The organism is Rhizobium sp. 0TCS1.26 (assembly GCF_050455525.1).
Classification (GTDB): Bacteria; Pseudomonadota; Alphaproteobacteria; order Rhizobiales; family Rhizobiaceae; genus Neorhizobium.
This window is the reverse complement of the sequence record NZ_JBCIYV010000002.1, coordinates 516506-538402: the sequence shown is the minus strand read 5'-3', so window position 1 is coordinate 538402 and position 21897 is coordinate 516506. Positions and strand designations below refer to the sequence as shown.

Genomic DNA, 21897 nt, shown 5'->3' with positions numbered 1-21897 from the left:
TTTTTTGAACATGGGTGTCCTAATGCCGATCAGCTCGTTGACAATCTCCAGGCGTCACCTTCTTGGCGCCGCCGCTGTATCCGTTCCCGCCATGGCACTGGCCGGCCAGGCCGCAGCGGCTGAGCTGCCGGAAGCGGCGGGCAAGGTCGACATGCAGAAGGTCCTGGAAGCCGGTCCGCTGCCGGAAATGGTGCTCGGCGACGAGAAGGCGCCGGTCACCATCGTCGAATACATGTCGATGACCTGCCCGCACTGCGCCCATTTCCACGCCACCACCTTCGATCCGATCAAGGAAAAATACGTCGACACCGGCAAGGCGCGCTTCATCCTGCGCGAGTTCCCGTTCGACCCGGTCGCAACGGCTGCCTTCATGCTGGCCCGCTGCAATCCGTCCAAGCCGGACGAGCGCACGCAGCCGACGCAGTACTTCGCCATGGTCTCGATGCTGTTCAAGCAGCAGCGCGCCTGGGCGGCTCCCGCCGACGGCAATGTCCGCGAAGCCCTGCTTCAGTCGACGAAACTCGCCGGTTTTACACAGGAGAGCTTCAACGCCTGCTTGACGAACCAGAAGCTTCTCGATGATGTGAATGCCACGATGAAGCGGGGAGCGGACGAATTCGGAGTGAATTCCACGCCGACCTTCCTGATCAACGGCAACCGCTACTCTGGAGACATGTCGGTTGAATCCATGTCGGCGCTCATCGACAGCCTGCTCTGATCCGACACCTGCCTTCGAAGCGGGCGCCGGCGAAAGTCGTGCGCCCGTTTTTGCTGACCGGAATGCCGACGCCGGCATGCGGTGCCGCGCCTTGAGGGGCAACCGGCGATGAAGTTCAACAAGCTTCGCCTCATCGGTTTCAAATCTTTCGTCGAACCGGCCGAGTTCATCATCGAACCCGGGCTGACCGGCGTCGTCGGGCCGAACGGCTGCGGCAAGTCGAACCTCGTCGAAGCCCTGCGCTGGGTGATGGGCGAGAATTCCTACAAGAACATGCGCGCCTCCGGCATGGACGACGTGATCTTCTCCGGCTCTGGAAACCGGCCGGCTCGAAACTCCGCCGAAGTGGCGCTTTTCCTCGACAACTCCGACCGCACTGCGCCGGCAAGCTTCAACGACAGCGACGAGATCCAGGTGTCGCGCCGCATCGAGCGCGAGCAGGGGTCGGTCTACCGTATCAACGGCAAGGAATCGCGCGCCAAGGACGTCCAACTACTGTTTGCCGACGCCTCGACCGGGGCTCGCTCGCCATCGATGGTCGGCCAGGGCCGCATCGGCGAACTGATCCAGGCAAAGCCCCAGGCGCGCCGGCAACTGCTGGAAGAAGCCGCCGGCATTTCCGGCCTTCATTCGCGGCGCCACGAGGCCGAGCTCAGGCTGCGCGCCGCCGAGACCAATCTCGAACGGCTGGAGGATGTCACGTCCCAGCTGGAGAGCCAGATCGAGAGCCTCAAGCGCCAGGCCCGCCAGGCGAACCGCTTCAAGATGCTGTCGGCCGATATCCGCCAGCGTGAGGCGATGCTCCTGCATATCCGCTGGGTGCTGGCGCGCGCCGGCGAAGACGAGGCGACGGCGGCGCTCAACCAGATCACCTCGGTCGTGGCCGAGAAGGCGCAGGCGCAGATGGAGGCGGCCAAGGCGCAAGCCATCGCCAGCCTCAAGCTGCCGGAATTGCGCGAGGCGGAAGCCGCCGCCGGTGCCGCCCTGCAGCGCCTGCAGATCGCCCGAGGCCAGCTGGAGGAAGAGGCCGGCCGGCTCATGCGACGCCGCGACGACCTGACCCGCCGGCTGGCGCAACTGGGCGAGGATATCAGGCGCGAGGAACAGCTCGTGGCGGATAACGCCCAGGCGATCGCCCGGCTGGATGCCGAGGAGGAAGAGCTTCGCGAACTGCTGGAGCAGTCGGGCGACGAGGCGGAGGAAATCAAGGCACGCTTCGACGAGGCGGCGGTCAAGCTCTCCGAGACCGAACGGCTTTTTGCGGCGGTGACTGCCGAACGGGCGGAGGCCGCCGCGACCCGTTCGCAGCTGGAGCGCTCGATCCGCGACATTGCCGACCGCCGCCTGCGGCTCGACCGGCAGCTGTCGGAAACCAGTGCCGAGGCCGATGCGCTTGCCGAGCAGTTGGCGGGCCTCGCCGACCCGGAGGAGCGACGCGAAGCGGTCGAGGCTGCCGAGATCGCCGTCGAGGATGGTGTTCTCGCGATCGAGACGGTAGAGGGCCAGCTTGCCCGGTCGCGCCAGCAGGAGCTTGAGGCGCGCCGTCCGCTCGAAGCAGCGCGGGCGAACCTTCAGGCGCTGGAGACCGAGGAAAAGACCATCCGCCGGATGCTCGCCGCCGGCGCGACAGGTGCCGACTTCTCGCCCGTGGCCGAACTGATCCGCGTCGATCGCGGCTACGAGACGGCGCTCGGCGCAGCGTTGGGCGACGATCTCGACAGCCCGCTGGATCCCGAGGCGCCGGCCCATTGGCGTGGCAATGGAGATGGCTCCAACGATCCCGCCTTGCCGCAGGGTGTTGCGGCACTCTCTGCCCATGTCGCGGCACCGGCTGCCCTGATGCGCCGGCTGAACCAGATCGGTCTCGTCGATGCGGCTGATGCCGACCGGCTGATGCCGCACCTGAAGCCCGGCCAGCGGCTGGTGACCCGAGACGGCGCCGTGTACCGCTGGGATGGCCACGTGGCGGGTTCGGAAGCGCCCAGTGCTGCCGCCCTTCGTCTCGCGCAGAAGAACCGGCTATCCGAACTTGAGGCCGAGGTTGACGAGGCGCGCATTGGCCTGTCGGAGGCAGAAACTCTGCTGTCTGCGGCAACCGCGGCGATCCGCACCGACGAGGCGAGCCTTGCCGATGCCAGGGAGCGTGCCCGCGGTCTCGCCCGCGTTCTGGCGGACGCCCGAGACGCACTGGCGCAGGCCGAGCGGGCCGCCGGCGATGCCATGCGCCGCCGGGCGGTTCTCGAAACCGCGCTCGACCAGATCCGCAGCCAGATCGAGGACCTCGTGGTGCAGGAGGAAGACGCCCGCGCCGAGCTGGAGGATGCAGCAGACCTTTCCGACATCGATCGCCGGCTTGCCGAGCAGCAAATGGCCGTGGCCGTCGACCGGGCGGAGCTTGCGGAGGCCCGCGCCCGCCACGAGGGGCTGGCACGCGAGACCGATGCGCGCCGCCGCAGGCTGTCTGCCATTGCCCAGGAACGTGGCACCTGGACCAGCCGCGCCGCCAGCGCCGATAGCCACATCGCCACCCTGCGCGAACGCGAGGAGGAGGCGCGCGAGGAAGTCGCCGAGCTCGATCTCGCGCCGGAGGAATTCGACGACAAGCGCCGCGCCCTGCTCGGCGAGTTGCAGAAGGCCGAGGATGCCAGGCGAGCGGCCGGGGACCGCCTGGCGGAAGCCGAGACCCGTCAGCGCGATGCCGACAAGCTTGCCGCGACCGCGCTTGCCGAACTCGCCGACGTGCGTGAGAAGCGCGGCCGGGCCGAAGAGCGGCTGGTGTCGAACGCCGAGCGTCGCCATGATGCTGAGACCGCGATACGCCAGGCACTGTCCGTCGAGCCGCACGAGGTTCTGCGCCATGCCGGTATCGCTCCCGGCGCCGATCTGCCGGACACGACGCAGGTCGAGCGCGAACTCGACCGGTTGAAGATCGAGCGCGAGAGGCTTGGCGCCGTCAACCTGCGCGCCGACGAGGAGCAGAAGGAGCTCTCCGACAAGCTCGCCGCCCTCATCAAGGAGCGCGACGACATCGTCGACGCCATCCGCAAGCTGCGCTCCGCCATTCAGAGCCTCAACCGCGAGGGTCGCGAGCGGCTGATCGCCGCCTTCGACGTCGTCAACACCCAGTTCCAGCGACTGTTCACCCACCTTTTCAACGGCGGCACCGCAGAGCTGCAGCTGATCGAAAGCGATGATCCGCTGGAAGCCGGCCTCGAAATCCTTGCCCGGCCGCCGGGCAAGAAGCCGCAGACCATGACGCTGTTGTCGGGCGGCGAGCAGGCGCTGACGGCGATGGCGCTGATCTTTGCCGTCTTCCTCACCAATCCGGCGCCGATCTGCGTGCTCGATGAGGTGGACGCGCCGCTCGACGACCACAATGTCGAGCGCTACTGCAACCTCATGGACGAGATGGCCGCCTCAACCGAGACACGCTTTGTCATCATCACCCATAACCCGATCACCATGGCGCGGATGAACCGTTTGTTCGGCGTCACGATGGCGGAGCAGGGCGTCAGCCAGCTGGTCTCGGTGGATCTGCAGACTGCCGAACTGCTGCGCGAGGCCAGCTAGCCATTCGCTGACGGTAGTTGGTCAGCAGCACGTGATGCGACCGACGCCGTTGATCCGTGAGGCTCCTGCATCCGATTGTCGGCGAAAAGCGAAATGGCGGCTAATATGTCAGACCCTGCAGGAGGTCGGCCATGCCGAAATCTGTAACACTCGCTCTGCCGCTGTTCGCCGTCTGGTTGGCTGCGGTCCCGGCCTTGGCCGAACAGGCAGCCTCCGGACGCTATCTGCACGATGTTGTCGCCACCTCGCCGGTGCATGAGAAGAACCTCCGCAGCCTGCTGCGCGGCACGCGCACGCTTCCCTCCTGGGTGCGCAACATGGTCTCCGTGCCACGCTACGTCTCCGGCGGCTCGATGGCGGTCAATATCGACGGCAAGCCGATGGAGTTGTTCGGAGCCTGTCTCGCCCGACGATGTCCGCAAAACCATCTGCGCATCCTGTTTTCAGAAGGCGGCGCGATCGCCGGCATGCGGATCGTCGACGAGAAGCTCGGCGAGGTGGTTCTCGGCAGCCCTTCGGCCGAAGCCCTGGCGGCCCTGAAGCGGGACGGTATCTAGGCAAGTCCCTGAAACTTTTAGCATCGCCGCTGGTTGAGCACATGGCGCGTGCCGTCGGGATCATCGGCGGAGGATCGCGACGGGCCTGCGACTTCGCGCACAGGCTGTGACTTTTCGCCTACGTCATATGACTGCTACCGTACCGAAATGCGGTGTGCTACGCAGGCGGCAATCGGGCCCGGCGCTGGCAAAAATCGCCCGGACACGTCACCCCCCGGCGGGTTTCCTGTACCTGCCGGAAACTTTGCGGGGTCGCACTCTGCGGCCCCGCAAAGCCCAGCAAGCCGTGATATCGCAACCGCGTTGCGCACCGCTTTGACCCGATATGTCCCCAGCTTCCGCGGATCCCACAGTCGTAAAAATGCTGCATTGCAGCATCAACCTCTCCTTGCCGGTTTCCAAGCGCCTGCGACTCCTGTTATTGCTTGTAAAACAAGAAGCAGCACATGCTCGGGTGGAGGAGAACGATGACGAAATGGGTCTACCGCTTTGGCGGGGGCGATGCGGAGGGCAGGGCGGTCGACATCGCTCTTCTGGGCGGCAAGGGCGCGAACCTTGCCGAAATGGCCGCACTCGGCCTGCCGGTGCCTCCGGGGCTGACGATCACCGCGGAGGCGTGCCATCAGTATTTCGGCAACAGCCGCAGCCTGCCGGATGGCCTGACGCAGCAGGTGCTGGATGGCATCTCCCACATGCAGGCGCTCACCGGCCGTGTGTTCGGTGGTGGAAACGGTGCGCCGTTGCTGCTGTCGGTTCGCTCCGGCGCCCGCGCCTCCATGCCCGGCATGATGGACACGGTGCTCAATCTCGGCCTCAACGACGAGACGGTGCAGGCGCTGGGACATGATGCGGGCGACGCCCGTTTCGCCTGGGACAGTTATCGCCGCTTCGTCCAGATGTACGGCGACGTCGTCATGGGCCTCGACCACGAGATGTTCGAGGAAATCCTCGAGGACGAGAAGGCCCGGCTCGGCCACGACTACGACACGGAGTTGTCGGCGGTCGAATTGCAGCATGTCGTGCGGCTCTACAAGCAGATGATTGAGGAGGAACTCGGCGAGAGTTTTCCGCAGGATCCGCATGTGCAGCTCTGGCGAGCCATCGCCGCCGTCTTTTCCAGCTGGAACAACGCCCGGGCGCTGACCTATCGGACGCTCCACAAGATCCCGCACGATTGGGGAACGGCCGTCAATGTCCAGGCGATGGTGTTCGGCAATCTCGGCTCCTCGTCGGCCACCGGAGTGGCCTTCACCCGAAACCCGTCCACCGGCGAAAAGAGCCTCTACGGCGAGTTCCTGATCAATGCGCAGGGGGAGGATGTGGTGGCGGGCATACGCACGCCGCAATCCTTGACCGAGGAGGGGCGCATCGCTTCGGGCTCGGAAAAGCCGTCTATGGAAAAGCTGATGCCGGCGACTTTCGGCGAGTTCCGGGCGATCTGCAACAGGCTGGAAGCGCATTACGGCGACATGCAGGATGTCGAGTTCACCGTCGAGCGCGGCAAGCTGTGGATGCTGCAGACCCGGTCCGGCAAGCGCACCACCCGCGCGGCGCTGAGGATCGCCGTCGATCTCGTCGATGAGGGCGTCATTTCCGAGGAGGAGGCAGTCTGCCGGATCGAACCGCCGTCGCTCGACCAGTTGCTGCACCCGACCATCGATCCGCGGGTCGAGCGGGTGATCCTGGGGTCCGGGCTGCCGGCCTCGCCCGGCGCGGCGAGCGGCGAGATCGTTTTCACCGCCGAGGATGCGGTGGCGGCCGAGGCGGAAGGCCGCAAGGTCATTCTTGTGCGCATCGAAACGAGCCCTGAAGACATCCACGGCATGCATGTCGCCGAAGCCATCCTGACGACGCGCGGCGGCATGACCAGCCACGCGGCGGTGGTGGCCCGTGGCATGGGCATCCCGTGCGTCGTCGGCGCCGGGGGCCTGAGGGTCGACATGCGCAACGAGCTGCTGATCGGCCCCGGCTTCACGCTGAAGCGCGGCAGCATCGTCACCGTCGATGGTTCCTCCGGCCACCTGCTGCGCGGCGAGGTGCCGATGATCCAGCCGGAGCTGTCGGGTGATTTCGGTCGGCTGATGGGTTGGGCCGACAAGGCGCGGCGGATGGCGGTGCGCACCAATGCCGATACGCCGGCCGATGCGCTGGCCGCGCGATCCTTCGGGGCGGAAGGCATCGGCCTCTGCCGCACCGAGCACATGTTCTTCGAGGGCGGCCGCATCCACGAGATGCGCCAGATGATCCTTGCCGAAGACGAGGCCGGACGTCGCCGTTCTCTGGACAAGCTGCTGCCGATGCAGCGGTCGGATTTCACCGAGCTGTTCACCATCATGTCCGGCCTGCCGGTCACCATCCGCCTGCTCGACCCGCCGCTACACGAGTTCCTGCCGAAGAGCCAGGAAGAGATCGAGGAGGTGGCGGCGGCCATGGACATGGAGCCGGCGCAGCTTTCGCGGCGCGTCGAGGCACTGCACGAGTTCAACCCGATGCTCGGACATCGCGGCTGCCGGCTGGCCATCTCCTATCCGGAGATCGCCGAGATGCAGGCGCGCGCCATCTTCGAGGCCGCTGCTGCGGCAGCGAAGGAGACCGGCGCACCGGTCGAGCTCGAAATCATGGTGCCGCTGGTCGGCCTGCGCACCGAGCTCGACTACGTCAAAGCCTGCATCGACAAGGTGGCGGCCGACGTCTCGGCCGAGACCGGCCTGCCGGTCACCTATCTGGCCGGCACGATGATCGAGCTGCCGCGCGCCGCCATCCGCGCCCATGTGATTGCCGAGACGGCCGAATTCTTCTCCTTCGGCACCAACGACCTGACGCAGACCACCTTCGGCATCTCGCGCGACGATGCGGCAAGCTTCATCCCGACCTACCAGCGCAAGGGCATCATCGTCCAGGACCCCTTCGTGTCGCTGGATTTCGACGGGGTCGGCGAGTTGATCCGGCTGGCCGCCGAGCGTGGCCGCAAGACCCGGCCTGACCTGAAGCTCGGCATCTGCGGCGAGCACGGCGGCGACCCGTCGTCGATCCGCTTCTGCGAGGATGTCGGCCTCGACTACGTCTCGTGCTCGCCCTACCGCGTGCCGATCGCGCGACTTGCCGCGGCACAGGCGGCGATCGACGAACGGCGCAGGGAGGGTGAGCCGCACGGCTGATCGCAGTTCATTGAGCGGCGCACCGAACTTGCCACGAGTGATACTGCTTTCGTTCGCAAATGCGCGTATGGTGTCCGCATGACAGACCTGTTGAAGCAAGCCATCGAGCGCATTCGTGCCCTGCCGGACGAACAGCAGGATGAAGTTGCGCGGGTTCTTCTGCGCATCGTGGATGCCGAATCCGAGCCTGTCGCTTTGTCTCAGGGCGATCGGCTGGCGATCGAGCGATCGAAAGCTGCCGCTGCACGTGGCGAATTTGCAAGTGACGACGAGGTGCGCGCCGCGTGGGCGAGCTTCGGTCGGTGAGACTTCGCTACACGAAGCCCGCACTTGACGATCTGAAGGACATTGCAGGCTATCTCGATCCTCGCTCGCCAAGCGGTGCACGTCAGGTACGGCGTCGGGTCAAATACCTGATCGAGCAACTTTGCGACCAGCCGTTCCTCGGCAAGCGCACCGAGGATCCGACCATCCGCCGGCTTACCGCGGTTCCGTATCCCTATCTGATTTTCTATGAAGTCACGGAAGAGGACATTATCATCCATGCGGTGCGGCACGCAGCCCGCAATCCGTCAAGCATGACACGCCGCACGTGATGCCGCGGCGTGCCGGCGATCAGGGCTTGAGATGTGCACCTATCCACGCCCCGATCCCCTCGAACGTCTTCTCCCAGCTTGGCAGTGTCTGGCCGAAGGTGAAGGCGTCGTCGGCCAGTGCCGCAAGCCGTGGGCGGTCGACCAGCAGCGGCCGCACGAGCGCGGCCATCGCCTGCGGATCGTCGGCCGGCGCCTCGATCACGCCCACGGACGCCCAGCCGGACACCGCGCCGGAGGCCGGCGTCACCACCGGTACGCCGTGGCGCAGCGCCTCGGCGATCGCCATGCCGTAGCCTTCGTAGTCCGAGGCGGCAAGCAGCAGGTCGCTGTCCCGCCACAGCGTTTCCAGCTCCGCATCCGGAACGGCCCCCAGAAACGCCAACCGGTGCCCGAGCCCCAGATCCACGGCCTTCTTTTCGAGCGCGGCAAACAGCGCCGGATCGCGGTCAGGGTCGCCGGCGATCCGCCAGCGCCAGTCGAGGTCGCGGATCTCGGAAGCCACCTGCAGCAGGATGTCATAACGCTTGCGGGCGATGACGGCGCCGACCGACAGCAGGTTTGGCACGCGCCCCGGCCTGCCGACGGGTGTACGCACCGCCGGCGCGTTGCCCGGCACCCGCACGAGAATGCGGTCCGGATCGACCTGATATTCCGCCTGCAGGTAGCGCCGGCTCTCCTGCGATGTGGCAAGCACCAGCGCTGCATGGGCAAGGGCTGCGGCCTCGCGATGGCGCAAGTCCCGCCATTCCGCATCCCGCCCGCCCAAATGTTCGCCCGCATGTTCAATTGCCAGCGCATGGTGAAAGATCGCCACCACCGGCATGCCGCTGTCGCGGATCGTCTCCAGGAGGTCGCAGAGATGGATGTGATCGGTCACCAGCCGCGTGCCGGCCGGTGCCGTCGCCAGCCGCTCGGCCAGATGTTGCCGCTCGACCTCGGGAACGCTCGGAAAGCCGGTTTCGACCAGCAGCGTTTCCAGCCTGCCGGTCTGCTGTGTCAGCGCCTCCACGAGCCGGCTGTTGTAGACATAGCCGCCCGTATGGCGGGCATAATCCCGGCTTGTCAGATAATAAAGCGGAGCGGGCACGGCTCGTCCTGATCAAACTTTGCTTGTGCGGATACGCGGTGGTGCCAGCTTGACCGGATCGTCCGTTTTGCTGCATCTGCAGGCGTGACGCGGTGGCGAGCATGTCATAGAAGAGGCAGGCGATGGCAAGCGCAAATCTGCTGCTGCGTGCTAAGGATGCCGGAACCGCTGGAGAGGATTGCATGACCGTTCGCTTCGTCAGACCGGTGTCGACCGCCGCCTATGCCGCCAAGCGCCTGGCGCTCGGTGCGCTGATGCTGCTGGCGATCGCCGTCGTGGCGCACCGTTTCGGTCCTCTGGCGACGCCGCACTTCATCGCGCTGACGCTGCTGTCAGGGGCGATTGCGGCGGTCAGCCTGCCGTTTGCCCTGCGCGGCCTGCTGCAGCTCTGGCAACATGGGGCAGAGGGCGGCGTCGCCTCCACCAAGGCGCTGATCTATGCCCTGCCACCGCTTGCTCTGGTGCTGTTCGCAGGGTTCCTCTACCAGAGCCATCCGCGCCTCTACGATGTGACCACCGATCCCGATGATCCGCCCGGCTGGCGCCGTCCGCCGCAGGCTGACCAGCTGTGGCTGAGCCGTCCGCCGATCGCAACGCTGGCTGACCGGCGCTTCGAAAAACTCGATTACCCGGCGCTCACGGGCCGCCGATACGAGGGCGCGCTCGACCGCGTCTACGAGGCCGTGATGACCGTGGCCAAGGAAAACCGCATCGCCCTGAAGGCCGAACGCGGCTTGAGCCGGGCGAGGGAGGAGGCCGCCGATCGCGAGGCCCAGTCTCAGGCCCAGGCCCAGGTCGAATCCGAGCCAAAGGCGGCGCCCCGGGTGCGGGACCGTCGGGCTCTGGCCGCTCCGCCGGTGCCGGACGTCATCCCGGTGCCGCTGCCGCGACCGGACCCTGCCGCGCAGTCGCTGCTGCCGCAGGCGAACGGCGATCTTCTGCTGCAGGGGGCAACCCGCACGCTGATCCTCGGCCTGCCCTTCGATGTGGCGGTGCGGCTGCGTGAGGAGGAGGAGACGACGTTGGTGGATGTTCGGGTTGCCGCCAGCTACGGCGCTCACGATCTGGGCCTCGGGGCCGACATCGCCGAGACGTTTCTGAGGGCGCTCGACGCCGAGCTGCTGGGCATCGCTGCCCAGTAACGGTCACCACGTCACGCGGGCATATAACGTCCCGAAAGCGACGGAGGACCCTCGGTCACCACCCGCCCGCGCTCGACCAGATCCTCCAGATGCGCCAGCACCGATAGTGCCGCGGCACCGTGCAGGCGCGGGTCGGTGCGCGCATAGATCGCTCGCACCATGTCGGGGATCAGTGCGTCGCCGGCCTTCACCCGCTCCAGCACCGCCCGTTCGCGCATCCGCCGGTGGGTGCGCAGCCCGCGCAGGAAAGAGGCCGGATCGGCTACCGGTCCGCCATGGCCGGGAAAATAGACCCGGTCGCCCTCGCGCTGCAGCAGCTTGTCGACGGAGGCCATGAAATCGCTCATCGCCCCGTCCGGCGGTGCAACGATAGTCGTCGCCCAGGCCATCACGTGGTCGGCGGAAAACAGGATGCCGGTCCCTTCGAGCGCAAACGCCATATGGTTGGCGGTGTGCCCCGGCGTGTGGACCCCGGTCATTGCCCAGCCGTCGGCTTGGATCGTTGCCCCGTCGGCGAGCACGACATCCGGCCGGAAGCCCATGTCGGCGCTCTCGGCGAACGGGTTGACCTCTCCCTCGTGCAGCGGCCGCGAGGCGCGGTGCGCTCCCTCGGCGACGGTCACGGCCCCGGTTTCGGCCTTCAGCCGGGCGGCAAGCGGAGAATGGTCGCGATGCGTGTGGCTGACGAGAATGTGGCTGACCGAGCGGCCGTCAAGCGCCCGCATCAGCGCCTCGAAGTGCGCATCGTCGTCGGGGCCCGGATCGATCACCGCAACGCTCCGGCCACGCCCGACAATGTAGGAGTTCGTGCCCTGGAACGTGAAGGGGGAGGGGTTGTTGCAGGTGAGGCGCCAGACACCCTCGGCCACCTTCACCGGCATCCCGTGCGAGGGCTCGAAGTTGAGGTCGAAATCGGATGCTTCCATGCGGTCTGCCGGCTTTGCTTCATGAAAAGAGTTCTTCGAGACCTTCCTCCCATGAATGGACCGGATGCGAAAGGTCGCAGTTCGGCAATGGCGATCCGGGAGGGACTGATCCGCATTGCGAGCCCGCCGATGCCAGGGGTACGGCAGGAGACGGGCGACTTGCGGCTGAAGCCGGCGAGCAACCCGCGACGTCTGCGCAAAGCCTAAGTCTCTAGATTGCAGCCGCACCATGCAGCGACGAAAGCGGCGATTGAGCTGGAGCGATCGAGGCAAGCAGCCGTACGCTGGAGCCGTCGACCAGACGCGCCGCCGATCCCCTGCGCGTCTGGCCCGCGTGCGCCAGTGGCCGAAGTTTGGCGCCGGCCGGTTGCTCCGCCGGCCCGGTTGCTCCGCCGGCTCAATTGCTCCGCCAACCGCACGCACCGGGCGCTCAACTGCGCCGGCGGCGGGAATGCGTCACTTGTATTCGATCTCGATGAACGACATCGGCTGCGTCCCGTCATTCACCACGTTGTGCTCGGTTCCGGCATCGCGGCGATAGGCGGCACCTTTTTCGATCGCGACGCGCCGCTCGCTGCCGGCTTCCTCGATCAGGAACTGGCAGTCGGTCATCGGCACGACCACGTAGCCGAGCCCATGGGTGTGCACGCCGGTATCGGCCCCGGGCTCGAAATCCCAGCGGACGATGCGCACCACCGCGTCGTCCAGCAGCGTCGTGGCAATGGCAGGCGGGCGGGCGCGATATCGGGTCATTCGGTCTCCGGGGCTGGACGCTCTTGATGAAGCAGGGGCGCCGATGATGCAGGCCGCAGCCATTCAAGGCGATGCCGGCGCTCAACGCAATCCCGTCGCGCCATCCGAGAAAACTCTTTCAGCCGCGAAACTGCTATTGTGACGGCCCGGCAGCTTTGCTAAACGCTGTCGCACCCGTGACCGCACCGGCCGTTTGACAGCCGATGATGCCGGGTCTGGTGGGGCGTCGCCAAGCGGTAAGGCACCGGTTTTTGGTACCGGCATTCCCAGGTTCGAATCCTGGCGCCCCAGCCATTTTCGTCCTGAATGAACAGTGTAGCGTCACGGCTGCCCTCAGGCAGCGATGAAACGGTAGGCTCCGTCCTTGCGTTCGGCATAGCCGACACCGGGATAGGTCCAGTGATATCCCAGCATCTTCAGTCGCTCCGAGGCCGCTCGGTCGAGCAATGCCCGGCGGCTTTTCAGCGCCAGTTCCGCATCGGTATCGAAGCCGAAATGCCAGGCGGGATGCTCGAAGAAGATCACGTCGTTGGTACAGGCATCTCCGGTGATCAGCAGGTTTCCGTCGCCGGCGAGTTCGATCGACACATGCCCGGGCGTATGGCCGGGCGTCTCCATCACATGCATCCCCGAGACGATCTCGTCGCCCGGCTTCACCATCGTGAGGCGCTCCTTGACGGCGAACAGGTCGCGCTGGGCCCCTTCCGCAAAGGCGTGCAGGGCCGCAGGCATGTGGGCCTTGTAATCCTTGTCGGCCCAGAAATTCCATTCCCGCTCGCTGACGAAGTAGTCGGCATTCGGATAGAGCACGCGGCCATCCGATGTCGTCGTCGCGCCGGAATGGTCGGGATGGACGTGGGTGAAGACCACCTTGGTCACCTGCTCGGGCGTCACGCCGAGGCGGCGCAGGTTCTCCTCCAGCCTGCCGGCACTGGGCTGGAAATGCGTGCCCGAGCCGTTGTCGATGAGGATCAGGTCGCTGCCATGCCGGATCAGCGGGATGTTTGCCTGGACAGGCGCCTGCTCGCTGTTCCCGCCAAGCCGCGTCAGGATTTCTTGTCTTTGCTCAACGGTCGCATCGGGCACCAGCACCGCGGCGGGAAGGGTGAGGAAGCCGTCGCTCACCACCGTGATGTCGAAGGCGCCATGGGTGAGGCGGTGGAAATCGGCCGCCGCCGCCGTCGCCTTGGGCGGCATGAGACTGGCTGCGGCGAAAGCCGCGGTTCCGGCGAGGATATCGCGCCGCGTCAGGCTGGCGAATGCGTCAGGCAATGCGTGCATCGACGGATCTCCTTGGGTGACGGAGCGACGATACCACCGCAGCAGGATTGATGCGCGCAGGATCTGCATGGGCCGGCGTGGAGCAGGCCCCTCGACCTTCCCCACGCAGCCCGTTTTCCCCGTCGAAGCCTCGTCTCGGATCTGCAGGAGGATAGCCTTCTGAACGCAGCAGCCTCTTCACCTAAAGCTTGCCGGGCTAGATTGCCGGTCGTCTCCAAACCTAGGCGCTACTTGCTTTCACACGTCTAAGTTCACAGCCTAAACCCGATGGATAGGGCCGAAACTAATCTCGCCCCTCATTTGACCGCCCAGTTTGGCTCGTGTATGAGGCCACCTACGCACATCGGAGAAGTGCGGCTTTCTTGGGGCGAACTATGCGGTGGGACAAGTAGCCAATGACAATAGTCGTGACGGGGGGCGCGGGCTTCATCGGCAGCAACTTTGTGCTTGAATGGCTTCAACACAGCGATGAGCCAGTCATAAACATCGATAAGCTCACCTATGCTGGCAACCTGGCAAATCTCGTTTCTCTGGAAAATGATTCGCGGCACATCTTCATCAGATCGGATATCGCTGATCGCTCGCGGATTTCCGCAGTTCTTGCTGAGCATAAACCCAGGCTCGTCCTCAACTTTGCTGCTGAGTCCCATGTCGATCGCTCGATCCATGGGCCGGAAGAGTTCATCGAGACGAACGTCGTCGGGACTTTCAGATTGCTCGAAGCAACACGTGCCTACTGGAACACTTTGGAGGGAACGGAGAAATCGGGGTTTCGGTTCCTGCACGTGTCGACTGATGAGGTTTACGGCTCGCTGAATCAGCACGATGCTCCCTTCAGCGAGACGAGCCGCTACGAACCGAATAGCCCGTACTCTGCGAGCAAGGCATCCTCGGATCACCTCGTGCGCGCCTATCATCACACCTACGGTCTACCGGTTCTGACGACGAACTGCTCCAATAATTACGGACCCTACCACTTCCCTGAGAAGCTGATTCCGTTGTGTATTCACAATGCGTTGGCTGGGAAGCCGCTGCCGGTGTATGGCGATGGCCAACAAGTTCGCGATTGGCTGTATGTGAAGGATCACTGCTCGGCAATCCGGCGTGTCGTGGATGGCGGCGCGGTTGGTGAGACCTACAACATCGGTGGATGGAACGAGATGGCCAATCTCGATCTCGTCCGAGCTCTTTGTAGTGTCCTGGACGAGCTCAGTCCGCGAGTAGACGGACTTTCGTACGCTGAGCAGATCACTTTCGTGAAAGACCGACCCGGCCATGACCGGCGTTATGCGATTGATGCAAGCAAGATAGAACGTGAGTTGGGGTGGCGGCCAGCAGAAACATTCGAGACCGGATTGCGCAAGACGGTTGAGTGGTTCCTCGATAACCAGGCTTGGGTCGAGGGTGTCACCAGCGGTGCATATTTGACGTGGGTCGAGACACAGTATCAAGATGGAGCGGTTCGGTGACGCGTAAGGGGATTGTTCTCGCCGGTGGCTCCGGAACCAGGCTGTACCCGATTACCGAGGGTGTGTCGAAACAGCTGCTTCCCGTCTACGACAAGCCGATGATCTACTATCCGCTGTCGGTACTCATGCTGGCGGGCATCCAGGACATCCTGATCATTACCACGCCTGAAGACCAGGCTGCTTTTCAGCGGCTTCTGAAAGACGGTAGCCAGTTTGGCATAAATCTAAGCTATGCCGTGCAACCAAGCCCCGATGGACTTGCCCAAGCCTTCATCATTGCCGATTCCTTTATCGGCGGTGACAATGTTTGCCTCGCCCTGGGCGACAATATATTCTACGGCCAGGGGTTCGCCCCGGTCTTGCAAAACGCCGCCTCCGTCGAGCGTGGGGCGACAGTGTTCGGCTATCCGGTCAAGGATCCAGAGCGTTTTGGGGTGGTTGAGTTCGACTCACAGATGCGGGCGTTGTCGATCGAAGAAAAGCCGGAAAGCCCGCGCAGCCATTATGCAGTGACGGGGCTGTATTTCTACGACAATGACGTCGTAGAAATTGCCAAGGCTGTCCAGCCGTCGGCGCGTGGTGAATTGGAAATCACCAGCATCAACCAGCATTACATGAAAAATGGTTCGTTGAATGTTCAGGTGCTTGGCAGGGGCTTTGCCTGGCTGGATACCGGAACCTTTGAAAGCCTGCTTGAGGCTTCTCATTTTGTTGAGATCATCGAGAAGCGCCAAGGTTACAAGATCGCTTGCTTGGAGGAAATTGCCCTTCGCAACGGATGGATGAGCGTTGAGGCATTGGCGGCTCGGGGCCACGCTCTGCGCAAGAACAGCTATGGTCTTTATCTCAGTGAAATAGCACGACAGTTCGAAGGCGGCTAACTCCTATGCCGGTTATTTTATGATTATTGGCCGGGGACTGGTCGCATCGGCTTTCGTGCCGTACTTTGAGAATGATCCCGAAATTACGGTGTTCGCCTCCGGTGTATCGAGATCGAATGAGACGCGAGAGGAGGAGTTTCTCAGAGAGGAGCAGCTTCTTCGCGATTGTTTGGCGACATCATCTCGACTTCTCTATTTCGGGAGCTGCAGCGTCCTGGATCCTGAGATGATAAATACACAGTATGTTCATCACAAGCTCCAGATGGAGGCCTTGGTTGAAAGCGCACCTCGTGGGGCGATATTCCGCCTTCCGCAGGTTGTCGGAGCATCACCCAATCCCACGATCCTTACCAACTTCCTCTATAACAAGATCCAGACCGGCGAGCATTTCAATGTGTGGAGGAATGCTAGGCGTAATCTGCTGGATGTGGAGGATATTGCGGCGATCGTGTCACACTTGGTGCGCAGCGGAGAAGCGGACAGAGGCATTTACAATGTTGCTTGTCCTTTTTCAGTCTCGGTCACCGATATCGTCGAAACCTTTGAATTGGTCCTGGGGCGGAAGGCCAGATACTCGATGATCGAAGCGGGTGCCGGATACGCCATCGACGTTCCTGAAGTCAAACGGCTCTCGGTGAACCTGGGCATCTCGTTCGACGATGGGTATCTCGAGAGGACGGTGAGGAAATATTATGCAGGATAAACCCGCCTTGAAGCTTTCGGTCGTCATCCCTGCCTACGGAAGCGAGCTCACACTTGCCGAGCTTGTGCGGCAGCTGGAAGTCGTGTTGAGCGCCGCTCCCAGGGTAATGGGCAGTTACGAGATCATTTTCGTTTGTGATCATTCTCCCGACCGAACATGGGACGTGATCAAGCAGCTGGCAAGCACTCGTGCGAAGGTGTCTGGCATACTGCTACGGATGAACGCGGGTCAACATAATGCCCTGATGGCGGGATTTGCGCGTGCCACGGGCGACATCGTTGTGACCATGGACGATGATCTGCAACACTCGCCAGAAGACATACCGAAGCTTCTCGAAAAACTCGATGAGGGACATGACGTAGTCTACGCACGGTTCAAGAATCGGAACCATGCAGCTTGGAAGGTCGCTGGAAGTAAATTCAACGATAGAATTGCAGGCTATCTGATGAAGAAGCCTTCAGATCTCTATCTGTCTCCGTTCCGAGCACTCAAGTCTCCGATCTGCCGGGACATTCTGACGTACTCCGGCCCCTATGTTTATGTCGATGGGCTCATCCTGTCGTTTACCCGGAATATTGCCTCAGTCGAAGTCGATCATTTCGACAGATATGCGGGAACGAGCCGCTATGGCCTAAGGAAGTCCATATCTTTGTGGCTCAAGATGGCCACCAGCTTTTCCCTAGTGCCGTTGCGGCTGACGTCTCTGCTTGGGATAGTCGTATCTGGCCTGGGCTTTCTGTTCGCATTTCTGTTGATCGTTCAGAAGCTGACGATTGACGTCATGCCGGCCGGGTGGGCTTCGCTGATCGTCGCCGTGCTCGTGATTGGGGGCGTACAGTTGCTGGCTCTGGGCGTCCTTGGAGAGTATCTCGGCCGGGTGCTCCTCACAATCAACTCACGGCCGCAATATGTGATTGGCGAGACGATCGAAGGTCGTGCTCAAACTCAGCACGAGGAAACCTGATGCAGTTCATTCTCTACTGCCTCTGCGGCGGCATCGGCGTGTCCACTGACTATCTAGTCTACTACCTCAGTATTCAGGCGGGCCTCTGGTACCAGACTGCCAATGTTCTCGGATATCTCTGCGGTACTATCATCAGCTTCTGCCTGAACCGGATCATCACATTCAATGCGAGAGACAAGATCGCCCAGCGGTTTGCGATCTTTCTGACGGTTGCGGCTGTTGGATTTTCAGCTTCTTTTGTGATGTTGTGGATTCTCGTGGACCACATGGGCGTTGATGAGAAAGTGGCAAAGCTTCTTACATTGCCGGTCGTTGTCATTATCCAATTTATGTTGAACCGGCGCATCACTTTCGGTAGCACGGCAGCTAATCGCTAAGGCGGATCGTGTTGCAGGCACGTTGAGTGCTGGTAAAAGGAATGAACGTGGCACAAGTTTATGATGTGGTAATTGTCGGCGGTGGTTTCACAGGCCTCACAGCTGCTTACGTTCTTGCCAAGCGGGGCTTGAAGGTCAGGGTGATTGAAGCTGACACTGAAGTCGGTGGCCTCGCCGGGACCTTCGAGTTCAGCGACGGTGTGAGGCTCGAGAAGTTCTACCATCATTGGTTCAACAACGACGTCCATGTGCCGGAGCTCGTAAAGGAGCTCGGCATGGAGGGAGATATAGTGACGCTCCCGTCGCGAACCGGCATGTATTTCAATGGTCGGATGTGGAAGCTCTCGACGCCGATGGACCTGCTGCGGTTCACGGCCCTGTCCTTCGTCGATCGGATTCGGCTCGGGCTGCTCGTCTTTCAGGTCCGCCGCGTCAAGGATTGGAAGGAAATCGAGCATCTCAGCATTCGCGAGTGGCTTGAATCCCTGTCCGGAAAGCGCGTCTATCAGGTTGTTTGGGAGCCCCTGATCGAATCCAAGTTCTCCGTCTACGCCGAAGCCGTAAATGCGGTATGGATGTGGAAGAAACTCGTTCTGCGCGGCAGCACGCGAAACGACAAGGGTGGAGAAGAGCTCGCCTATTTCAAGGGCGGTTTTGGACGCCTGGCGGACGCAATGGTCGCCGCCATCAGGCAGGCCGGTGGTGAGGTCGGCGTCGGCGAAAAGGTTCTCGGCGTGAATGCCGAAGGCGCGCGTCTTGCCGCTGTTCGTACCGAAAGCGGGGACATCGAGGGCAAGCAGTTTTTGTTCACCCCGGCATTCCCGATTATCGCAGACCTCTTCAGCGGCGCGGTGCCGGAGGAGTGGCGCCAGCGCCTGCTGCGTGTTCGCTATCTCGGCAACATGTGTCTGGTATTGAGGCTCAAGCGTAGCCTCTCCGATACGTATTGGCTGAACGTCAACGACCCCGGCTTCCCTTTCGTAGGCGTCATCGAGCACACAAATTTCGACCTTCCTGAGAACTACAAGGGTTCGCATATCGCCTTCCTGTCGCGGTACCTGGCGGTGGAAGATCCTGTGTGGTCGTTCAGCGACGAGGAATACGTCGATTTCGCGCTCGAACACCTCAAGAGAATGTTCCCGGAAATGGAGCGTTCCTGGGTGATCGAACATCGAGTTTGGCGTTCCGAATATGCTCAGCCTGTAACCGAGCGGAACTATTCGAGTTACGTCCCCGGCCGTGAGACCCCCTTCGAAAATGCCCATATTTCGACGATGGCTCAGATCTATCCCGAGGACAGGGGCACCAACTATGCCATCCGCGAGGGACGTGATATCGCGCGACATATCGCCGATTTGCTGGCGTAGTCGGCGGTGATGACCGGTTTGCCGGCAGTGCCGACTATCTTCTGGATCGCTGTCGCGACCACCGTCGCCTTGGTGTTCTGGGCGACGGTGATTGGACGGTATCTGAGCGGCCTGCTTCCAAATCGGTTGCGTCCTGTTGCACGTTTCTACCTCGCGCCTGCTTTCGGTCTTGCGTTTCTGACTGTTTCGGCAAGTATCGTCGGGCGCTGGATTCCGCTGGGCGATGGTGTGGCCGCGGCACTTCTGTCGATCCTTCCCGTTGGTTGGGTTGTGCTGCGCGAGCCGTTTCGACGTCGGATGGTCGTTCATGCTGCCTGCAACAGCTTGGTTGCGCTCGCCGCTGGCGTGAGCATGCTGGCTCCATTGCTGGTCTTTGGAGCATTCAACGCACACAATGACGCATTTACCTATCTGGCCCATAGCGGCTGGTTACAAGATCATGCGTTCGCCGAAATAATCGAACCCGGCAATGTTACGCCGCTGACGACGCAGATCGCCATGTATCAGCATTTTGGCTTCCGTATGGGTGGCTCGTTTTTGCTGGCCCTGGTCCAGTCGGTCTTTGGTCTTCAATGGGCGTATTCGGCCTACCCAGCCGTCATCATCGCCGCAATGTTCTCATCCTGTCTTGCACTAGGGTTTCCGCTGGCTCCGTTTCTGGCGCGCATCGAGCGCCGAAAGCGTTTGCTCTTGCTGTGCCTTCCGGCATTCGGCTTCGGTGGATCGGTTTTCGCGGCCAACTATGGTTTCTTGCCGCAGACCGTGGGGATGACGTCGGCCTGCAGCTTGCTGTTTCTGTCGGGGCCGGTCCTTCGGTGGGCCTCCTCTCGAGGCAATGTGGCGTCGTTGTTCAACGCAGCCCTGTTGTCCGCATTGCTTCTCAGCGCTGCGACCTTCGCTTATTCCGAATTCGTGCCCTTCGTCGTCCTGACGATGGCAATCGTCGCGCTTTTCACGATGGTTCAGTCTGGCAGATGGTGGCCGGTGATCGCCTACGGCCTCTCTGTCATGGCCATGTCCCTGCTTCTGCTGAACCAGGAAATCCTCCGGGCATACTCGGCCTTGAAGCTGCAGTCAGGAGCTGTTGTCGGGACGCCGGTGGATTGGTCCCTGCTTGGTTTTGTTGCTCATGCCCTCGGGATCCACGGCGGCGCTTGGGATATCTTTCAGTGGACTTTGCCGGGCGCGGGTTGGGCATCCTATGGAGGCGGGCTGCTAATGATTGCTCTCCTTGCCGCCCTTGCCGCCTATAGCGCTGGTAAGATGATGAGGGCGGCACGTATGCCCGATCTCCTACCCATTACGACGATGCTCGTAATTCTTTCCCTCGGTCTTCTGTATTTTCGATACTGGGTCCCATCACCATTTCCCGTCGGCACGGGCCAAAGTTGGAGCCAATTCAAATTGGCGGACTGGGCGCATCCATTCTTCTCGGTCTTGATCCTGCTGGCGCTGCTCTTGCCGCTTTCCCGTTTGAGAACGCATTCTGCAAATGCGCTGACCGCTTTGTGCGTCGTCGCACTCCTTGGCTCCGGCGCAGCGGCGGTCGAACGCGTGAGACCGGTCCTCAAGACCTACGGACATGTCCGGGATCTGGCGCACTTCTATCGGGAGTTCAGGCAGGCTGTACTGGCCTCTTGCGCCCCCGGAGCACCTGTCTATCTCTCATTCGGCGACCGGGATCAGAAGTTCAGGCAGATAGCAACGCTTTATCTTCCCGACCGCCAGGTTCTGGCCGATTGGCATGGAGATGATTACGTCAATGCTTTCCTGCCTGAACGCGAAAAACGCCGGGAACTTGCGGTGGGGCACTGCATCGCCGAGCGGCTGTTGCCGGAGCAGGTTTCGAGCGATGGACTTAACGTCGGTCCCTTCACCGTCGGGCTGATGCCCCGGGGTGGGCGGATCCGCATAGCCTCTGTCGAGGGCGCTCATGAGATGGAGACGAACGGCCGAGACTGGTGGCGCTGGATTGAGGGGCAAGCAGTCTTCAACTTGCAGTCGTTTCTGGTCAACGACGCTACGGCACGCACGCATGTGACTTTCACCTACGCGACACGCGGGCCGCAGACGATCACGCTGGTGCTGGAGGCAGGCGAAGGCACAGAACGTCGCGAGCTTGCTTCTGTTGCCATCAAAAGCTCGGGCGAGGCGCCAGCAGTGTTCGATGAGGTGCTGGATGTCAGCCCGACTGATATCCAGAGACTTCGCATCAGCACAAATGGTGTCGCCACACCCCTGCAGGCACCGGACACCCGCTCAGCTTCATGGAGGATACAAAACCTCCACGTCGAGGCCAAGTTGTAGGTGCTAGGACCGCGATCCGATGCGAGATATCCATCTCGCCA

The 21897-nt window shown here is 62.6% G+C and carries 18 protein-coding genes and 1 tRNA gene; 15 read left to right on the top strand and 4 right to left on the bottom strand.

The window, feature by feature from the left end:
- Positions 1–22 precede the first annotated feature (22 nt).
- The 6 genes from AAIH46_RS09780 (at position 23) to AAIH46_RS09755 (ending at position 8599) form a co-directional block, all read left to right on the top strand.
- On the top strand, positions 23–718 hold the full coding sequence (locus AAIH46_RS09780; RefSeq protein ID WP_430305665.1) for a DsbA family protein: 696 nt from the start codon (positions 23–25) through the stop codon (positions 716–718).
- A gap of 108 nt (positions 719–826) precedes the next feature.
- Complete coding sequence (locus AAIH46_RS09775) at positions 827–4288, top strand: AAA family ATPase (protein ID WP_430305664.1); 3462 nt, start codon at positions 827–829, stop codon at positions 4286–4288.
- A gap of 131 nt (positions 4289–4419) precedes the next feature.
- A complete protein-coding gene (locus AAIH46_RS09770) occupies positions 4420–4845 on the top strand; it encodes an Ivy family c-type lysozyme inhibitor (protein ID WP_430305663.1) in 426 nt (141 codons plus the stop codon).
- 467 nt (positions 4846–5312) lie between these two features.
- Positions 5313–8003: a pyruvate, phosphate dikinase gene (gene ppdK, locus AAIH46_RS09765; protein WP_430305662.1), complete on the top strand. Its 2691-nt coding sequence runs from the start codon at positions 5313–5315 to the stop codon at positions 8001–8003.
- Between the two features lie 78 nt (positions 8004–8081).
- Positions 8082–8309, top strand: coding sequence for a hypothetical protein (locus AAIH46_RS09760; RefSeq protein ID WP_430305661.1), 228 nt, complete (start codon positions 8082–8084; stop codon positions 8307–8309).
- Positions 8306–8599, top strand: coding sequence for a type II toxin-antitoxin system RelE/ParE family toxin (locus tag AAIH46_RS09755; RefSeq protein ID WP_430305660.1), 294 nt, complete (start codon positions 8306–8308; stop codon positions 8597–8599). Before AAIH46_RS09760 ends, AAIH46_RS09755 begins: the two co-directional genes overlap by 4 nt.
- 19 nt (positions 8600–8618) lie before the next feature.
- Here AAIH46_RS09755 and AAIH46_RS09750 read toward each other — a convergent pair whose 3' ends face one another.
- On the bottom strand, positions 8619–9686 hold the full coding sequence (locus AAIH46_RS09750; RefSeq protein ID WP_430305659.1) for a glycosyltransferase family 4 protein: 1068 nt from the start codon (positions 9684–9686) through the stop codon (positions 8619–8621).
- A 182-nt stretch (positions 9687–9868) separates the two neighbouring features.
- On the opposite strand from AAIH46_RS09750, the gene AAIH46_RS09745 reads away from it, so the two are divergent.
- Positions 9869–10828 (top strand): DUF1499 domain-containing protein, encoded by a 960-nt coding sequence (locus tag AAIH46_RS09745; protein WP_430305658.1) that lies wholly within the window; start codon positions 9869–9871, stop codon positions 10826–10828.
- An 11-nt stretch (positions 10829–10839) separates the two neighbouring features.
- Here AAIH46_RS09745 and AAIH46_RS09740 read toward each other — a convergent pair whose 3' ends face one another.
- Together AAIH46_RS09740 and AAIH46_RS09735 are read right to left on the bottom strand one after the other, a co-directional pair.
- Complete coding sequence (locus tag AAIH46_RS09740) at positions 10840–11754, bottom strand: MBL fold metallo-hydrolase (RefSeq protein ID WP_430305657.1); 915 nt, start codon at positions 11752–11754, stop codon at positions 10840–10842.
- A 456-nt stretch (positions 11755–12210) separates the two neighbouring features.
- The gene (locus tag AAIH46_RS09735; protein WP_430305656.1) at positions 12211–12507 is read right to left on the bottom strand and encodes a cupin domain-containing protein; all 297 of its coding nucleotides are present in this window, start codon (positions 12505–12507) and stop codon (positions 12211–12213) included.
- Between the two features lie 219 nt (positions 12508–12726).
- Between AAIH46_RS09735 and AAIH46_RS09730 the strand changes: the two genes are divergently transcribed.
- Positions 12727–12801: transfer RNA gene (locus AAIH46_RS09730), tRNA-Gln, on the top strand.
- Between the two features lie 39 nt (positions 12802–12840).
- Here AAIH46_RS09730 and AAIH46_RS09725 read toward each other — a convergent pair.
- The gene (locus AAIH46_RS09725) at positions 12841–13788 is read right to left on the bottom strand and encodes an MBL fold metallo-hydrolase (RefSeq protein WP_430305655.1); all 948 of its coding nucleotides are present in this window, start codon (positions 13786–13788) and stop codon (positions 12841–12843) included.
- A gap of 395 nt (positions 13789–14183) precedes the next feature.
- Between AAIH46_RS09725 and rfbB the strand changes: the two genes are divergently transcribed.
- From rfbB to AAIH46_RS09690, 7 genes are read left to right on the top strand one after another with little or no spacing between them, the layout of a single operon-like run.
- On the top strand, positions 14184–15257 hold the full coding sequence (rfbB, locus tag AAIH46_RS09720) for a dTDP-glucose 4,6-dehydratase (RefSeq protein WP_430305654.1): 1074 nt from the start codon (positions 14184–14186) through the stop codon (positions 15255–15257).
- On the top strand, positions 15254–16138 hold the full coding sequence (gene rfbA, locus AAIH46_RS09715; protein WP_430305653.1) for a glucose-1-phosphate thymidylyltransferase RfbA: 885 nt from the start codon (positions 15254–15256) through the stop codon (positions 16136–16138). The genes rfbB and rfbA overlap by 4 nt, the downstream gene beginning before the upstream one ends.
- Positions 16139–16157: 19 nt before the next feature.
- Positions 16158–16841 carry an NAD-dependent epimerase/dehydratase family protein gene (locus tag AAIH46_RS09710; RefSeq protein ID WP_430305652.1) on the top strand — a complete coding sequence of 228 codons (684 nt, stop codon included), beginning with the start codon at positions 16158–16160 and terminating at the stop codon, positions 16839–16841.
- The gene (locus AAIH46_RS09705; RefSeq protein ID WP_430305651.1) at positions 16831–17805 is read left to right on the top strand and encodes a glycosyltransferase family 2 protein; all 975 of its coding nucleotides are present in this window, start codon (positions 16831–16833) and stop codon (positions 17803–17805) included. The genes AAIH46_RS09710 and AAIH46_RS09705 overlap by 11 nt, the downstream gene beginning before the upstream one ends.
- Complete coding sequence (locus AAIH46_RS09700; RefSeq protein ID WP_430305650.1) at positions 17805–18182, top strand: GtrA family protein; 378 nt, start codon at positions 17805–17807, stop codon at positions 18180–18182. The genes AAIH46_RS09705 and AAIH46_RS09700 overlap by 1 nt, the downstream gene beginning before the upstream one ends.
- Positions 18183–18223: 41 nt before the next feature.
- On the top strand, positions 18224–19549 hold the full coding sequence (locus AAIH46_RS09695) for an NAD(P)/FAD-dependent oxidoreductase (protein WP_430305649.1): 1326 nt from the start codon (positions 18224–18226) through the stop codon (positions 19547–19549).
- A 9-nt stretch (positions 19550–19558) separates the two neighbouring features.
- Positions 19559–21856 carry a hypothetical protein gene (locus AAIH46_RS09690; RefSeq protein ID WP_430305648.1) on the top strand — a complete coding sequence of 766 codons (2298 nt, stop codon included), beginning with the start codon at positions 19559–19561 and terminating at the stop codon, positions 21854–21856.
- Positions 21857–21897: the final 41 nt, after the last annotated feature.